Origin of the sequence: Actinoallomurus vinaceus, assembly GCF_039542055.1 — a bacterium.
GTDB classification, from domain to species: Bacteria; Actinomycetota; Actinomycetes; order Streptosporangiales; family Streptosporangiaceae; genus Actinoallomurus; species Actinoallomurus vinaceus.
The window spans coordinates 65,227-81,296 of the sequence record NZ_BAABHK010000005.1 but is presented as its reverse complement, the minus strand read 5'-3'; the positions used below and the strand labels follow the sequence as shown (position 1 = coordinate 81,296).

The 16,070-nt window shown below is 70.3% G+C and carries 15 protein-coding genes and 2 pseudogenes; 6 read left to right on the top strand and 11 right to left on the bottom strand.

Annotated features, from left to right (window positions below; genetic code table 11):
• Nucleotides 1–192 precede the first annotated feature (192 nt).
• From ABEA24_RS19100 to ABEA24_RS19090, 3 genes and pseudogenes are all read left to right on the top strand, one after another.
• Nucleotides 193–1,104, top strand: a complete 912-nt coding sequence (locus ABEA24_RS19100) for a GNAT family N-acetyltransferase (RefSeq protein WP_345432255.1) — start codon at nt 193–195, stop codon at nt 1,102–1,104.
• A gap of 118 nt (nt 1,105–1,222) precedes the next feature.
• Nucleotides 1,223–1,471 (top strand): annotated as a pseudogene (locus ABEA24_RS19095) (5-methyltetrahydropteroyltriglutamate--homocysteine S-methyltransferase); the annotation flags it as partial.
• 34 nt (nt 1,472–1,505) lie between these two features.
• A complete protein-coding gene (locus ABEA24_RS19090; protein WP_345432254.1) occupies nt 1,506–2,366 on the top strand; it encodes a patatin-like phospholipase family protein in 861 nt (286 codons plus the stop codon).
• An 8-nt stretch (nt 2,367–2,374) separates the two neighbouring features.
• Here the strand turns inward: ABEA24_RS19090 and ABEA24_RS19085 are convergent, their stop codons facing one another.
• From ABEA24_RS19085 to ABEA24_RS19070, 4 genes and pseudogenes are all read right to left on the bottom strand, one after another.
• On the bottom strand, nt 2,375–2,698 hold the full coding sequence (locus ABEA24_RS19085; RefSeq protein WP_345432253.1) for an ATP-binding protein: 324 nt from the start codon (nt 2,696–2,698) through the stop codon (nt 2,375–2,377).
• Between the two features lie 128 nt (nt 2,699–2,826).
• Nucleotides 2,827–3,360: pseudogene (locus ABEA24_RS53565) on the bottom strand (DUF222 domain-containing protein); the annotation flags it as partial.
• A gap of 180 nt (nt 3,361–3,540) precedes the next feature.
• A complete protein-coding gene (locus ABEA24_RS19075) occupies nt 3,541–4,056 on the bottom strand; it encodes a DinB family protein (protein WP_345432251.1) in 516 nt (171 codons plus the stop codon).
• A gap of 75 nt (nt 4,057–4,131) precedes the next feature.
• Entirely contained in the window at nt 4,132–5,052 is a 921-nt protein-coding gene (locus tag ABEA24_RS19070) for a LysR family transcriptional regulator (protein WP_345432250.1), read from the bottom strand.
• 214 nt (nt 5,053–5,266) lie between these two features.
• Here ABEA24_RS19070 and ABEA24_RS19065 point away from each other — a divergent pair, with 214 nt between their 5' ends.
• From ABEA24_RS19065 to ABEA24_RS19055, 3 genes are all read left to right on the top strand, one after another.
• Nucleotides 5,267–6,127: an aldo/keto reductase gene (locus ABEA24_RS19065; RefSeq protein WP_345432249.1), complete on the top strand. Its 861-nt coding sequence runs from the start codon at nt 5,267–5,269 to the stop codon at nt 6,125–6,127.
• 107 nt (nt 6,128–6,234) lie between these two features.
• The gene (locus tag ABEA24_RS19060) at nt 6,235–7,239 is read left to right on the top strand and encodes an aldo/keto reductase (protein ID WP_345432248.1); all 1,005 of its coding nucleotides are present in this window, start codon (nt 6,235–6,237) and stop codon (nt 7,237–7,239) included.
• Nucleotides 7,240–7,434: 195 nt separating this feature from the next.
• Complete coding sequence (locus tag ABEA24_RS19055) at nt 7,435–7,956, top strand: GNAT family N-acetyltransferase (RefSeq protein WP_345432247.1); 522 nt, start codon at nt 7,435–7,437, stop codon at nt 7,954–7,956.
• Nucleotides 7,957–8,048: 92 nt separating this feature from the next.
• Here ABEA24_RS19055 and ABEA24_RS19050 read toward each other — a convergent pair whose 3' ends face one another.
• The 7 genes from ABEA24_RS19050 to ABEA24_RS19020 form a co-directional block, all read right to left on the bottom strand.
• The gene (locus ABEA24_RS19050; protein WP_345432246.1) at nt 8,049–9,479 is read right to left on the bottom strand and encodes a gamma-aminobutyraldehyde dehydrogenase; all 1,431 of its coding nucleotides are present in this window, start codon (nt 9,477–9,479) and stop codon (nt 8,049–8,051) included.
• Between the two features lie 96 nt (nt 9,480–9,575).
• The gene (locus ABEA24_RS19045) at nt 9,576–10,382 is read right to left on the bottom strand and encodes an ABC transporter permease (RefSeq protein WP_345432245.1); all 807 of its coding nucleotides are present in this window, start codon (nt 10,380–10,382) and stop codon (nt 9,576–9,578) included.
• A gap of 70 nt (nt 10,383–10,452) precedes the next feature.
• Complete coding sequence (locus ABEA24_RS19040) at nt 10,453–11,343, bottom strand: ABC transporter permease (protein WP_345432244.1); 891 nt, start codon at nt 11,341–11,343, stop codon at nt 10,453–10,455.
• Nucleotides 11,343–12,551 (bottom strand): ABC transporter substrate-binding protein, encoded by a 1,209-nt coding sequence (locus tag ABEA24_RS19035; protein ID WP_345432243.1) that lies wholly within the window; start codon nt 12,549–12,551, stop codon nt 11,343–11,345. The genes ABEA24_RS19040 and ABEA24_RS19035 overlap by 1 nt, the downstream gene beginning before the upstream one ends.
• Before the next feature lie 91 nt (nt 12,552–12,642).
• Nucleotides 12,643–13,698 carry an ABC transporter ATP-binding protein gene (locus tag ABEA24_RS19030; RefSeq protein WP_345432242.1) on the bottom strand — a complete coding sequence of 352 codons (1,056 nt, stop codon included), beginning with the start codon at nt 13,696–13,698 and terminating at the stop codon, nt 12,643–12,645.
• 8 nt (nt 13,699–13,706) lie between these two features.
• Nucleotides 13,707–14,897 (bottom strand): ABC transporter substrate-binding protein, encoded by a 1,191-nt coding sequence (locus tag ABEA24_RS19025; protein ID WP_345432241.1) that lies wholly within the window; start codon nt 14,895–14,897, stop codon nt 13,707–13,709.
• An 82-nt stretch (nt 14,898–14,979) separates the two neighbouring features.
• Nucleotides 14,980–15,792, bottom strand: a complete 813-nt coding sequence (locus ABEA24_RS19020) for a sirohydrochlorin chelatase (RefSeq protein WP_345432240.1) — start codon at nt 15,790–15,792, stop codon at nt 14,980–14,982.
• Nucleotides 15,793–16,070: the final 278 nt, after the last annotated feature.

The window sequence follows — 16,070 nt, the reverse complement described above, 5'->3', positions numbered from 1 at the left end:
CGTTCGAACCTATCCCATGCGCGCCGGAAAACAGATGGACGGCCGGACCGCGGCACCGGTACGGTGCGGGGACGCCCTGGACCGGGAGGAGGTGAGAGCGATGGACCGTACGACGTTGTTCATGCGCTCCCGCCCCGTCCGGGCGTCACGGGTCTGACCGGGAGCGCTCTCGCACCTTCCGGAAGGACTTACATGACCGATCTGGTCATCCGCTCGCTCGCCCCCGGCGAGGAGCACCTCTTCGAGCAACTGTCCGACCCCGCTCTGGTGGGCGTCGCCGCGTTCGGCCGGTCGTACCGCGCGACGGCCGCGGCGGGCGGGTACCGCCCCGAGTGGACCTGGGTCGCCCTTCGCGGCGACACGGTCCTCGCTCGCGCCGCCTGGTTCGGCGGACCGGACGACGACGCGCCGTTCGCACTCGACTGGTTCGACTTCACCGACGCCGACGCGGGCGTCGCCCTCCTGCGGGCGGCCCGCGCGGAATCGCTGAAAGCGGAGTACTGCCTGCTCATCCCGCCGGGCGGGCGGGACCGGCCCGAGGTGCGCGCCGCCGTACAGGCCCGCGCCGACGCGGCCGTCGCCGCCGGGATGACCTGGCTCGTGGACCGCTACCGGTACGAGTGGACGACCGCGTGCGGACTGCCCGACCGCCCCGACCGCCTGACCTACCGGCCCGAGCCCGACGATGCGGTGTTCCTCGACGCGCTGCGCCGCATCCAGCACGGGACCCTCGACGCCCACGCCCGCCGCACCATCGCCGAGCGGGACCTGGACGCGGCCGCGCGCGAGGAGCTGGACCTCCTGGGGCGGTTCCCCGCTCCCCGCGAATGGTGGCGACTGGGGTACACGCCAGGTGGCGACCTGGCCGGGCTCGTCGTCCCGAGCCGCAACCACGCCGCACCGGTCGTCGCCCTCGTCGGGGTCGTGCCCGAACAGCGCGGCCACGGGTACGCCTACGACCTCCTCGTCGAAGGCACCCATTTCCTGACCGAGCAGGGCGCCGACCGCATCCTGGCCGACACCGACATGACGAACACGCCGATGGCCGCCGCCTTCGCCAAGGCCGGTTACCCCGTCACCCAGGAGCGGATCTTCTTCGCTTGACCCTCCGCCGGGCGGTGCGCGAACGTGAGATTCGTGCACCGCCCGGCGAGTCCCCGGAGGATGCGATGTCCACTCGCACCTCGAGTACGACGACGCCCGCTCGGGCGGCTTCGAGCCGCTCCGCTTCGTCCCGAAGGACAAGATGGTCGTCCTGGGCCTGGTCACCACCAAGCGCGGCGACCTGGAGTCGAAGGACGCCCTGAAGCGGCGCATCGAAGAGGCGTCCAAGTACGTCGACGCCGACCAGCTCTGCCTCTCGCCGCAGTGCGGCTTCTCCTCCACCGTCGACGGCAACGCGCTCACGTACGACCAGCAGGTCGCCAAACTCCGCCTCATCGTCGAAACCGCCCACGAGGTCTGGGGCTAGGCGGTCCGGTGGAGCGAACCGTCAGAATGGGGGCATGACACGACGGGCGTTGGCACTCGGTGGCGGTGGTGTGGCGGGCATCGCCTGGGAGACGGGCGTGCTGGCGGGGCTGGCCGACGCGGGTGTCGACGTGCTCGACGCCGACCTGATCGTGGGTACGTCCGCCGGGTCCGCCGTCACCGCCCAGGTGAGCAGCGGCCTGCCGCTGGAAGACTTGTTCCGGCGCCAGATCGACCCCGCGCTTCAGGCCAGGGAGATCCCCGCGGAACTGGACCTGACCACTTACGTCGCGACGCTGGGGGACATCATGGCGGGCGCGGAGGACGTCCTGGAGATGCGTCGCCGCATGGGCGCCTGGGCGCTGGAGGTGCCCACGGTCCCGGAGAAGAGCCGCAGGGACGCCGTCGCTTCCCGGTTGCCGTCGTTCGCCTGGCCGGACCGGCCCATCGCCATTGTCGCGGTGGATGCGGCGACCGGGGAGAGGCGGATCTTCGACCCTGACACCGGAGTCGACCTGGTGGACGCCGTGGCGGCGAGCTGCGCCGTCCCCGGTATCTGGCCGCCCGTCTCCATCGACGGTCGCCGGTACGTCGACGGCGGCGTCCACTCCAGCGAGAACGCCGATCTGGTCGTGGGCCACGACCACGTCCTGATCCTGTCCCCTACGCCCGCCGAAGCCCCTAGTCCTCCCTGGGGCGGGCTCAAGGAAGAGGTCGACGAGCTGCGGCACCGGGGCTCCACCGTGTTGGTCGTCCACCCGGACGAGGCGTCCCAGAGCGCGATGGGCCCCAACCCGCTCGACCCGTCCATCCGGGAAGCGACGGCGCACGCGGGCCGCGAACAGGGCCGCCGCGAAGCAGACCGTGTCGCCGACCTGTGGAATCCGGAGAACTGACCAGACGCTCACGCCGCGCCTGCCGCCACCACGCCGATGGCGACGGCAGGGGCCGCCTGGAAGACGGCGATGACGGCACGGCCGGTCGCGTTGCCGTACCAGCCCCAGCCGTCGGCGAGCGCGGAGACCGTACGCAGGCCACGTCCGGATTCCGCGAGTGCGTCGGCGTCGCCGGGGACCGGTTCTGACGCACCGCCCTGGTCGGCGACCGCGACGGCGACACCGGCGAACCAGTGGCATGCCTCGACGGTGAAGGCTCCGCCCGCATGACCGGAGCGCGTGTGCCGGATGGCGTTCGCGACCAGCGCCTGCAGAGCATCGCGACGTTGCACGGACAGGTCGGACCGCCCTGGTGGAACGGGACGGAATGGTCCGTGAATTCCGCCGGCGGACATGTCGTCGTCAGGGTGCCGCGCAACAGGCACAGGAAGACGTCCGCGCGGAGTTGCTCGGTCGTACGCACGTCACCGTCACACCGAAGACCGGCCGCGATGGCGTTGATCCGGCCGTACGCGGCAGCGGCCTCCTCCGCAGGAAGGTCGAGACCACTGAGATACGCGGTGCCCGCGTCGGTCTCGATGAGCCGCACGCCGCGTTGCCGCTCGGCCTCCTCACGCCTGCGCGCGACGGCGTCCGAATCCCATCGCCTGATCAGTCGGCGGGTCTTCGCTCTGATCTCGCCGGTGGTCTGAACGGAGGCGCGCTCGAGAACGGCGCGCTCGATCCTCGCGATGAGCCCGGCGTCGACCTGGCCGGTGCCGTGCCAGAGCGTGCGGGCCTTGGCGTAGTCGATGTCGCCGACCGCGAGCGCCGCGAACGTGGCGGGCAGACGATCGATGAGCTCGGTGGCGAACCGGATCAGATCACCGGCCGACGCCCGGGTGAGGGTCAACGCCTCGGCGACCTCGTCATGGACGTACTCGCGAGGAGAGATCGCCTCGAAGGTGTGCGCCTCAGCGGGCTCGGCGAACCGGCGCCGCGCGAGCTCTGCCACTGCCGCCAGTTCGGCCGCCTGCGCCTGAGATACCTGGCACAAACAGGTCGGTCACCTCCCTGGCATGCGCCGGTGACCGTCCAGCCGCAGGATCCGATGGCCTGCAGCACCCCCACGCCGCCGGCCCTGAGATCGAACGCCGAGACGCGGCACCGGCTCTCAGGAGGACCCGAGCGGCCGTCAGACGCCGACCGTGCCGTCGATTCCTTCGCGGAGGAAGTCGGCGTGGCCGTTGTGCCGGGCGTACTCGTGGATCATGTGCAGCATCACCAGGCGGAGTGACACGTCCTCCTCCCACTTGGCCATGTAAGCGGTCACGTCGAGGGACTCGGCGGCCTGCTCGATCCGCCGGGAGTGCTCGACCTCAGCCTGCCAGGCGGCGAACGCCTCCGACCGGGTGGCGGTGCTCGCGTCGTACGCCACCTGGTAGTCGTTGTCGGCCGACCAGACCAGCGGGATGTTCTCGCCGTTCATCACGATGCGGAACCAGGTGCGCTCGACCTCGGCCATATGACGCACCAGGCCGAGCAGGGACAGCGTCGAGGGCGGCATCGACTGCCGGCGCAGCTCCTCGTCGGACAGGCCCTCGCATTTCATGGCCAGCGTCGCGCGGTGGTAGTCGAGGAGGGCGCGCAGCGTCTCCCGCTCTCCCCCGGTCAGTGGCGGATCGGGGCGTTCGATCCGTTCGGTCGTCAAAGGAATCCCTTTCCACGGCGGTTCCGGCCGATCGATTCTCGCTCACCGGCCGGGCGCTCGGACCGTCCGGCGGCGTCACGCCGGGGCGGGGACGGGAGGTGTGACGGTGGGGACGGTCAGGGAGTCGCCGACGATGCCGAGGAGGGCCTGGGAGGCCGGGTTGTTCGTGGGGCCGTCCGCCGGGACGGCGACCGACACCCGCCAGGACGGCGGTGTCTCACGGAGCGGCACGATGCGGACGTTCTTCTTGCGCTTGTGGGCGATCGGCCGGGGCACCAGGGCGACGCCGAGATCGTGCTGGACGAAGTCGAGCAGGCTGTGCACGTCGTTGACCTCCAGGGCGACGTGCCGGTGCAGGCCGGCCGTCTCGAACGCCCGGTCGCTGACCTGGCGCGCTCCCCAGTCGGCGTGGAAGTCGACGAACACCTCGCCCGCCAGCTGCGACAGGTCGACCGCGTCGAACGCCGCGAGCCGGTGGCCGGGGTGGCAGACGAGCATCATCGGCTCGGTCGTCAGCGACGTCAGGGTGACGCCGGGCGGCGGGTCTCCCGAGACGGCCACGAAGGCGAGGTCCAGGCGGGCGGCGCGGACCTCTTCGATCAGGTGCGAGGAGCCTGCCTGGCGCAGCCGGATCTCCACGCCCGGGTGCATGGATCGGAAACGCGCGAGGATCCCGGCGACGTCGACCACTCCCAGGCACTGCTCGGCGCCGACGCACAGCGTGCCGCGCAGCAGGCCCTGGACGGCCGCGACGGCGTTGCGGGCCGCGGCGACGCTCGCGAGGGTGCGCCGGGCCTCGGTCAGCAGGGCCCGGCCGGCTTCGGTCAGCTCGACCCGGCGGGTGCTGCGGACGAAGAGCGGGGCTCCGAGCTCGCGTTCCAGCGCGCGGATCGACGCCGACAGGCCCGACTGGGCGAGGTGCAGGCGCTCGGCGGCGCGGGTGAAGTGCGCCTCCTCGGCCACGGCGACGAAGTACTCGAGATGCCGGAGTTCCACAATTGAGCACTCTAACTGCTTGATCTCATCGGTTTCTTCTGTTGGACACCTGGTCGCCCGCCGAGCAGGCTGGAGACCGGTCAGCGGCCCGGGAGCCCGCCCGTCGATCTCGGGTGTGGGGCCTGGGCCGTCGCCGCGCGTCGTCCCTCACGCCGAGGGGCGTCGTTCGGCGGCCGACCGTTCCGTTCTCGCAGAATTTCCCGGAGGTCCTTTCATGCGTACTCGCCGGATCGGCGATGTCCAGGTCGGTGCGATCGGGCTGGGGGCCATGCCCATGTCGATCGAGGGGCGGCCCGACGAGAGCCGTTCCATCGCCACCGTCCACGCGGCCCTCGACGCGGGCGTGACCCTGATCGACACGGCCGACGCGTACCACATCGGCGCCGACGACGTGGGGCACAACGAGTCTCTCGTCGCCAAGGCCCTGGCCTCGTACGGCGGCGACACCTCCGGCGTGCTGGTCGCGACCAAGGGCGGTCACGTACGTCCCGGCGACGGCAGCTGGACGCTCGACGGGTCGCCCGAGCACCTGAGGCAGGCGTGTGAGGCGTCGCTCAAGCGGCTCGGGGTCGAGGCGATCGGCCTGTACCAGTTCCACCGGCCGGACCCGACCGTCCCGTACGCCGAGTCCGTGGGCGCGATCCGCGACCTCCTGGACGAGGGGAAGATCCGTCTGGCCGGCATCTCCAACGCGAACCCGGACCAGATCCGCCAGTCGCAGGAGATCCTCGGCGGCCGGCTCGTGTCGGTGCAGAACCAGTTCTCCCCCGCGTTCCGCAGCAGCGAGCCGGAGCTGCGGCTGTGCGACGAGCTGGGCATCGCCTTCCTGCCCTGGAGCCCGCTCGGCGGCATCTCCAAGGCCGGTGACCTGGGATCCGCCCACGGTGCGTTCGCGCGGATCGCGCAGGCGCGCGGCGTGAGCCCGCAGCGGGTCTGCCTCGCCTGGATGCTGGCCAAGTCGCCCGTCGTCATCCCGATTCCGGGGTCGAGCCGGCCGGAGACCATCCGCGACTCCGTCGCGGCGGACGAGCTGGAGCTCACCGCCGAGGAGATCGCGGAGCTTGACGCCACCTGACGGCCGGAGGCGCCGAGGGGCCAGAACCCGTGACGCCGTCCCGTACGAGGAGCGGGCCCCGTACGGGTGCGGCGACGACGAGGAACAGACGACAAGAGGAGACGGACGTGGCGCTTCCCACTCGACCGCTCGGCACGACCGGGATGGACATCAGCAGGGTCGGTTTCGGGGCATGGGCGATCGGCGGCTCCGGCTGGAGGTTCGCGTGGGGGCCGCAGGATGACGCCGAGTCGGTCGCGGCGATCCGGTACGCCGTCGAGCAGGGCGTCAACTGGATCGACACCGCGGCGATCTACGGCCTGGGCCACTCGGAGGAGGTCGTCGGACGAGCGCTGAAGGAGATCCCCGAGGGCGACCGGCCGTACGTCTTCACCAAGTGCGGCAACGTCTGGGACCCGGCCGATCCGAGCGCCCAGGCGCGGAGGGTCGGGGCGGCGGACAGCATCCGCCGCGAGGTCGACGACTCGCTGCGCCGGCTGGGCGTCGAGCGCATCGACCTCTACCAGGTGCACTGGCCGGCGCAGGACGGGACTCCCCTCGAGGAGTACTGGCAGACCATGCTCGCGCTGAAGGCGGAGGGCAAGGTACGCGCCGTGGGCCTGTCCAACCACGACGTCGGCCAGTTGGAGACCGCCGAGAAGCTCGGGCACGTGGACTCGCTCCAGCCGCCGTTCTCGGCGATCCACCGCTCCGCCGCGGCGGAGATCGAGTGGTGCGCCGCGCACGGCACCGGGGTGATCGTGTACTCGCCGATGCAGTCGGGCCTGCTGACCGGGGCGTTCTCCCGGGAACGGGTGGCCGGCCTCCCCGACGACGACTGGCGTAAGCGCCATCCGGACTTCACGACGAACCTGGACGCCAATCTGGCGCTCGCCGGCGCGCTGGCGGCGGTCGCGGAGCGGCGCGGCGTACCGGTCGCCGCGGTCGCGGTGGCCTGGACCCTCGCCTGGCGCGGGGTGACCGGCGCGATCGTCGGGGCCCGGCGCCCGGACCAGATCGACGGCTGGCTGCCGGCCTCGTCCCTGGAACTGACCGCCGAGGAGCTCGACGAGATCGCGGCGGCGATCGAGAGCACCGGGGCCGGCGAGGGACCGCTCAGCCCGGGTCGCTGACCGGAGCGCACTTGGACACGTCGTCCAGGCCCTCTTCGATCCCGGCCGGTTCACCGAGGACGTACAGGTCACCATGCTCGACGACTTCCTCGCCTCGATCGCGAAGCCCCGGTCTGACGCGGGCGGGCGGCAGGGTGTTCGCGGGACGGGTAACACCATTGTTGGCACTCGGCCGCGAGCTTAAGCTCTGCGGGCATGGGCGATGGCGAGCTGCGGTTGAGGCCTGCGGGCCAGGACGATCTGGCGGTGATCGAGAGGCTCACAGGTGACCCGGAGGCCACCGGCGAGCACGGCTGGCACGGCTGGTTCGAGCAGTGGCACTTCCGGCGGCGCTGGGAGGAGAACGGCCTGCTGGAGGACGATCGCGGAGTCCTCATCGCGCTGCGCGGCGACGAGCGGCTCGGGTTCGTCTCGTGGCGCAAGCAGGTCACGTCGCCCAGGTCGCACTGCTGGAACATCGGCGTCGCCATGCGGCCGGAGGCGCGCGGTCTCGGCTACGGCACCGAGGCACAGCGGCTGCTCGCGCGGTACCTGTTCGCGCACACGACGGTGAACCGCATCGAGGCGATCACCGAGACCACGAACGCCGCCGAGCAGTGGGCGCTGCAGAAGGCCGGGTTCACCCGCGAGGGCGTGCTGCGCGGATACACCTTCCGCGACGGAACGTGGCGGGACGTGTTCGTCTACAGCGTGCTGCGGCACGAGCTCAAGGACTGAACGCCGCCCGCCTTTACACTGTAGATCAACATCCAAGGCGACCGGCCGCGCCATGGAGACGGACACCACGGCGCGGCCGGTCGGAGCGGCGCTCAGGCCTCGATGTTGGACATCACGTGCTTGACGCGGGTGTAGTCCTCGAAGCCGTACATCGACAGGTCCTTGCCGTACCCCGAGTGCTTGAACCCGCCGTGCGGCATCTCGGCGACCAGCGGGATGTGCGTGTTGATCCAGACGCAGCCGAAGTCGAGCCGCCGCGACACGCGCATCGCGCGGCCGTGGTCCTTCGTCCAGACGGAGGAGGCCAGGCCGTACTTGACGCCGTTGGCCCAGCGGACGGCCTCGTCCTCGTCGGAGAAGCGCTGGACGGTGATGACCGGGCCGAAGATCTCGCTCTGCACGGCCTCGTCGTCCTGGCGGAGTCCGGACACGACGGTGGGCTGGTAGAAGAAGCCCTGCTCGCGGGCGCGGGACCCGCCGGCGGTCACGGACGCGTGGTCGGGCAGCCGGTCGATGAAGCCGGCGACCCGGTCGAGCTGGACGGCGTTGTTGAGCGGGCCGTACAGGACGTCCTCGTCGTCGGGCAGGCCGGTGCGGGTCTGCGCGGCCTGCTCGGTCAGGGCGGCGACGAGGTCGTCGTGGACACCGGGCGCGGCCAGCACCCTGGTGGCGGCCGTGCAGTCCTGGCCGGCGTTGAAGTACCCGGCCTCGGCGATCGCCTGGGCCGCGGCCTCGACGTCCGCGTCGTCGAACACGATGACCGGCGCCTTGCCGCCCAGCTCCAGGTGGACCCGCTTGAGGTCGCCGGCGGCCGACTGGGCGACCTCGCTGCCGGCCCGCACCGAACCGGTGATCGACACCATCTGCGGAACGGGGTGCTCGACGAGGAGGCGTCCGGTGTCGCGGTCGCCGCAGACGACGTTGAACACACCCGGCGGCAGGAACTCCGCAGCGATCTCGGCCAGCGCCGCCGTCGTCACCGGAGTGGTGTCGGACGGCTTGAGCACCACCGTGTTGCCCGCGGCGATGGCCGGCGCGAACTTCCAGACCGCCATCATCATCGGGTAGTTCCACGGCGTGACCTGCGCGCACACGCCGATTGGCTCACGCCGGATCCAGGAGGTGTGGCCGGCCATGTACTCCCCCGCCGAGCGGCCCTCCAGGATCCGCGCGGCACCGGCGAAGAACCGGATCTGATCGACCATCGGCGGGATCTCCTCCGACGCCGTCAGGCCGATCGGCTTGCCGGTGTTCTCCGACTCGAGCGCGACGAGCTCGTCGGCGCGGGCCTCGATGGCGTCGGCGATGCGCAGCAGCGCGAGCTGCCGTTCGGACGGCGTGGTGTCGCGCCAGCTGTCGAACGCGCGGGCCGCGGCGTCGAACGCCGCGTCGACCTCGGCCTGTCCGGAGACCGGAGCCGTGCCGAAGGCCTCACCGGTGACGGGGCTGATCAGGTCCGCCGTACGGCCGTCGGCCGCGTCGGCCGGCGAGCCGTTCACGAAGTTACGGACGGTGCGCTTCACTGCGGTCGGTCCTTCCTGGTGTTCTGCTTGCCGGGGTGCCGCCTGCAGACGCTTCACTGCGGCGGCCCTTCCTGGTCTTGCTCGCCGGGGTGAGGCCTACAGGCCGCGGGTGTCCCCGGAGATGCGCTGGGCGAGGTACACGGGCACGACGGACAGCACGATCAAGGCGGCGGCCACGACGTTGACGATCGGCGCCTGGTTCGGCCGGAAGAGGTTGTTGAAGATCCAGATCGGCAGCGTCTCCACGCCGGCCCCGGACGTGAACGTCGTCACGATGATCTCGTCGAAGGACAGCGCGAACGACAGCAGCCCTCCGGCCAGCAGCGCCGAGCGCAGCAGCGGGAACGTGACGTACCGGAACGTCTGGAACGTGTCGGCGCCCAGGTCGGCCGAGGCCTCCTCGACGCGGGTGCCGAGGCGGCGCAGCCGGGCCAGGACGTTGTTGAAGATGGTGACGACGCAGAACGTCGCGTGCCCGACGATGACGGTGAACAGCCCGAGCTGGATGCCCAGCGGGGTCAGCACCGTGCGGAACGCGTTGTTCAGCGCGATGCCGGTGACGATGCCGGGCAGCGCGATCGGCAGGATGACCAGCAGCGACACCGTTTCGCGGCCGAAGAACCGGTAGCGCTGCACGGCGAACGCCGCCATGGTGCCCAGCACCAGGGCCACCGCGGTGGCGCCCAGGCCGGCCTTGACCGACGTCCACAGCGCGGACCGCACGCCGCCGTTGTCCCACGCCGCCGACCACCACTGACCCGTCAGGTGCGAGGGCGGCCAGTTGAACGTCTTGTCGGCGTTGAACGAGTTGATGAGGACGACGAACAGGGGCACGTAGATCACACCGAGCCCGAGGATCATCGCCACCCGCAGGCCGATGCGGGCTCCCCGCGAAAGCGTCATCCGGCGCGCGATGCCGCGACGCCGGCGTTCGGCCCGGAGCGGAACATCGCTTCCCCCAATCTGGTGCGGGTCAGAGGTTGTCCAGGGCGCCCGTGCGGCGCACGGCGACCAGGTAGATCACCATGACCGCCACCGGGACGGTCGCGACGGCGGCGGCGAACGGCAGGTTGTTGGCCGCGCCGACGTTGTCGTACACGACGTTGCCGATGAGCTGGCTCTTGCCGCCCACGATCTTGACCGTGATGTAGTCGCCGAGCGACAGCGAGAAGGTGAAGATCGACCCGGCGATCACCGCGGGGAACGCCACCGGCCAGATCACCGTGCGGAACGTGCGGAACGTCCGCGCGCCGAGGTCGCCGGAGGCGTCCAGCAGGGAGTTCGGGAGGCGCTCCAGGCCCGCGTAGATCGGCAGGATCATGTACGGCAGCCAGAGGTAGGCCAGGGTCACGATGGTGGCCGGCAGGCCGTACCCGGGGCCGTGGATCCCGAACGGGTCGAGCATCCAGTTCAGCACCCCGGAGCCGGAGAACATGATCCGCCAGGCGTACGCCTTCACCAGGTAGCTCGCCCACAGCGGCGTCAGCACCGCGATGACCAGCCAGCGCTGGGCGCGCGGCGAGGCGACCTTGGCCATGTAGAAGGCCATCGGGAAGGCGATCACGCCGTCGACGACGGTGACCGCCACGGCCACGCCCACGCTGCGCAGCGTGATCGTCCGGTAGACGCCCTGGATCCACAGCTCCTGGAAGTTGCCCAGGCTGAACTGCTTGACCACCTCGCCGGTGAAATCGTCCGTGGTCCAGAACGCGGCGGCGAACAGCGCCGCCAGCGAGCCGAGGTAGGCCACGACGAGCCACAGCAGTGGCACGGACAGGAGGCCGGCCAGCCGGAGGTACGGCCGGCGGTGAAGCAGCCCGGCGAGCCGGCGAACCGGCCCGCCGGGCGTCGTGATTGTGCTCATCAGCCCTTGATCTGCGTCCAGGCCTGGGTCCACTTCGCGTAGTCCACGCACTTGACGTCCTTACGGCCGTCGAGGCACTGCGTGATCGGCGTGTTCCAGTAGTGAACCTTGGTCCAGTACGGCTCGTCCGCGGCGTGGAAGGTGTTGCAGAAGGTCTTGTCGCTGGTCTCCGCGCACGCCTTGCTGTTGGACGGCGCCTCACCGAAGTACTCGGCGACCTGCGCGTTCACCTTCGGGGAGACGATCCAGTCCATCCACTTGTAGGCGCAGTTGGGGTGCTGCGCCTTGGCCCCCACCATCCAGGTGTCGGACCAGCCGGTGGAGCCCTCCTTCGGCAGCACGGTCTGCACCGGCGCCTTGGCGGCGAGCGCCTGGTTCGCGATGACCTGCCAGGTCGTGCCGAGGACGGTGTCGCCGCTCTTGAAGGACTGCAGCGTCTTGGTGTAGTCCGACCAGTACTCGCCGACGATCTTCCTCTGCTCCTTGAGCAGGTTGACCGCGGCGTCGAACTGCTTCTGGTCGAGCGCGTACGGGTCCTTGATGCCGAGGGCCGGCTGCGTCGTGCTCAGGTAGAGCGCCGCGTCCGCGATGTAGATCGGCGAGTCGTACGCGGTGATGTGACCCTTGTACGGGGAGTTCGGGTCGAAGACGGCACCCCAGGAGTCCGGGGCCTGCTTGACCTTGTCCGTCCGCCACATGAGCAGGTTGGCGCCCCGGCCGTGCGGGATGCCGTACATCTTGCCGTCGACGGAGTTCCACGGCTTGTTCTTCAGGTCCGGGAAGATGTCGGCGTAGTTCGGCACCAGGCCGGTGTTGACCGGGGCGACCGTGCCGGACGCTATGAGACGCAGGGAGGCGTCGCCGGACGCCGACACGACGTCGTACTGCCCGGTCTTCATCAGGTTGACCATCTCGTCGGACGTGCCGGCGACCTTGGTGTTGACCTTGCATCCGGTCTGCTTCTCGAACGGGTGGACCCAGTCGACCTTCGGGTCGTTGGAACCGTCCTCGGCGTAGCCGGCCCAGGCGATGACGTTGACCTGACCCTCGCCCTGGCCGAGCGACGAGAGCGCGGGGATCTTGGGGGGCGTGAACCCTGCGGCATCGGTCCCGCCGTGGTGGGATCCGCCGCTCTTGCCGCCGCACCCGGCGGCGAGGAGGGATACGGCGGCCACCGCGACGAGCGCGAGGCGCGTGGGGCGCAGCATGCAGACTCCGATCAGATGGGGGGTTTCTCGGGGGAAGACCGCGACGCGCGCGCCGCGGCGAGACGGCCGGTCGGGCGGTGACCGGCCGGCATCACGTCGGACCGGGGATGGCGAACTCGTGCTCACGACGCCACGCGAGCCTGACCCGGGCTTCGCGCAGCTTCAGCACGTCCATCGAGGAGGACTGCAGGTTCTGCTGCAGTGCCACCAGCCGGCCACCGGCGTCGAGGTCCACGACGAACCGGGTGGCCGCCCCCGCGTAGACGACCTCCGCCACCGTGCCGGTCGCGGAGTGCTCGCCTTCGGGCAGCTTCGCGTCGAGGTCCGTTTCGACGCGGAGCTTCTCCGGCCGGACGCTGTAGACGCCCGGCCGGCCGAGTATGGACTGGGCCGCCTCGCCTTCGATGAGGTTGGAGGTGCCGACGAACCCGGCGACGAACGCCGAGGCCGGCTTCTCGTACACCTCCGCGGGCGTCCCGACCTGCTCGATCCGGCCGGTGTTGAACACCGCGACCCGGTCGGCCATGGTCAGCGCCTCCTCCTGGTCGTGCGTGACGAACAGGAAGGTGATGCCGACCTCCCGCTGGATGGCCTTGAGCTCGACCTGCATCTCCTCGCGGAGCTTCAGGTCCAGGGCGCCGAGCGGCTCGTCGAGCAGGAGCACCTTCGGGCGGTTGACCAGGGCGCGGGCCAGCGCGACGCGCTGGCGCTGGCCGCCGGACAGCTGGCCCGGCTTGCGCTTGTCGAAGCCTTCGAGACGGACGGAGGCCAGGGCCCGCAGGGCGCGCTCGCGGCGCTCCGCCTTGCCGACCTTCTTGACCTTCAGGCCGTACTCGACGTTGGCCAGGACGTTCATGTGGGGGAACAGCGCGTAGTCCTGGAAGACGGTGTTGACGTCGCGGTCGAAGGGCGCGAGCTTCGTGACGTCGCGGCCGCCGAGGAGGACCTGACCGGAGGTCGGCGTCTCGAAGCCCGCGATCATCCGCAGCACGGTCGTCTTGCCCGATCCGGACGGCCCGAGCATCGCGAAGAACTCGCCATCGCGTATGTCCAGGTCAACGCCGTCGACGGCGGTGACCTCGCCGAAGGTCTTGCGTACCGCGCGGAGGCTGACCGCGGCGGAGACGCCGGGCTCTTCGGTGTTCATGTGTTCATCTATCCCTTGATCTGCGCCCAGATCTGCGTCCACTTGGAGTAGTCGACGCAATTCGCTCCGCGAGAATCACCACAGTCTGCGACCGGAGTCTTCCAGAACGCAAGGCGCTTGTAGAAGTCGACGTCGCCCACGCGGAACTGCCCGCAGAAGCCCTTCGCGGCGAACTTGCAGGCCTTGGGGTTGGCCGGGGCCTCACCGAACCACTGCGCCACCGCCGCCTGCACCTTGGGAGATGTGATCCAATTCATCCACTTGTACATGCAGTTCGGGTGCTGGGCACGGGAGGCGACCATCCAGGTGTCCGACCACCCGGTGGCGCCCTCCGTCGGAATGGTGGTCGCGACCTTCGCCTTCTCGGTCTTGGCCGTGTTGGCGGTCACCTGCCACGCGGTCCCGGCGTAGTTGTCGCCCGCCTTGAACGCCTCGACCTCGTCGAGGTAGTTCGACCAGTACTGGTTGACGTTGGAGCGCTGCTGCTTCAGCAGGTCGACGGCGGCGTCGAACTGCTTCTGCGTCAGCTCGTACACGTCGCCGATCTTCAGGTCGGGCCGGTGGGCCCTGAGGTAGAGCGCCGCGTCGGCGATGTAGATCGGCGAGTCGTACGCGACGACGTGGTCGGCCGCCACGCTGTTCTTGTCCCACACGATGCTCCAGGACGCGGGCGTGCCCGGGATCTTGTCCGTGCGGTACATGAGGTAGTTGGCGCCGTAGCCGTGCGGCGTGCCGTACATCTGGCCCTTGACCGAGTTGTACGGCTGGTTCTTCAGGTACGACGGGATGTCGCGGTAGTTCGTGAGGAGGTTCGTGTTGACGGGCGAGACCAGGCCGCCGTACACGAGCCGCAGCGACGCGTCGCCGGAGGCCGAGACGCCGTCGTACTGCCCGGTCTTCATCAGCGCGACCATCGAGTCGGAGGTGTCGGCGACCTTCGCGTTGACCTTGCACCCGGTCCGCTTCTCGAAGGGCTTCACCCAGTCGACGGTCTTGTCGGTCGAACCGTCCTCGGCGTACCCGGCCCAGATGACCAGGTTCAGTTTGCCCTCGGTAGCGCCGATCTCCTGCTGGGCGCTCAGCCGCGGCACCTGCTGGGCGGCCTGCCCTCCGCTGGAGTCGCTGCATCCCGCGGCCGCGAGAACGAGCGCGGCGGCGCAGGCGAGCCTGGCGAGCGGCTTACGGGGGGCGAACCTCATGAAAGCTCCTCGTCGAGTACCGCCGTGTCGCAAGGGGCGATCAGGCGTTCCGGGCGGGCCCCCGGGCGTACAGGGCAGGCCCTCATGCCATTGCCTCGTCCAGCGCGACCTCGTAGCGCAGGTTCACGAGCCGTACGACGGAGGTGTGCGCGCCGAGGGGTTCGGCGCAGCCCAGGCCGGCGTCGGTGGCGAGCTTGGCGAGACGCTCGAAGTCGATCTCGGGCCCGATGACGTACGGGGCGATGGCGATACGCTGCCCGCCCGTCTCGCGCAGTCGTCCCACCGCGTCGGCCACCGTCGGGCGGCCGTCGATCGACGCGGCGACCACGGGCACGGCGAGCCGCGCCGCCAGGAGCACCGCGGTCATGTCGGCCTCCACGGCCGCCTCGTCGCCGCCGACCGTGGCGACGATGACGCCGTCGACGGACGCGCCGATGCTGAACTGCCGGATGCGGTCGGCGCGCGCCAGGCCGCTGTCCGCGAGGCGCACGTGCAGCGCCTCGGCCAGCAGCGGGTGGGGACCGAGCGGGTCGGTGACGGTCGTCCGGACGCCGGCCTCCGCGACGGCGGCGTTGATGTCGCGGTACGTCTGCGGGTGCGGGCCGGTGACCAGCGGCACCACGACGGCCGAGCGGCCTTCGGGCACTCCCCTCAGGACGTCCGTGAGCGTGGTGCCGACGATGGGCGCGACCCGGATGTCGATGTCGGTCCGGGACGTGCGGATGTACGCCGCGATCTCGTTGCCGACGTCCGGGACCGCGCCGGGAACCGCCAGGAGGAGGACCGGTGCGTCAGGGGGAAGTTCGCCGCTGCCCGGACGGCGGTGCCGCCCGCCGGGTAGCGGCGAGCGTCCACGGACGGGGAGCGTCTCCGGGGGCTGGTCGTCATGGATCACGATGGCGGATTCTATGGGTGCCGGGGGAGGATGCGGAGCCCTTGTCACCGATCGTCCGAAATTCGGTTCTCGGCCCGACCAGAGGTCTTCGCCGGAAAAAAGCGGTATCTACCTGCGGTTATTCGACCACGAGCGGGCATAGTTCACCGCAAAGTCCCCAGGTGTTTGATGCCCGATATTTACAGACACAGCCAGTGTCCGCCCGGATGTCTAGTAGAGTCTCGCGCGTTCACACGGTGTTTCCCCCGCCTCACTGAAAGTCGAGCCTGTCGCGGTGC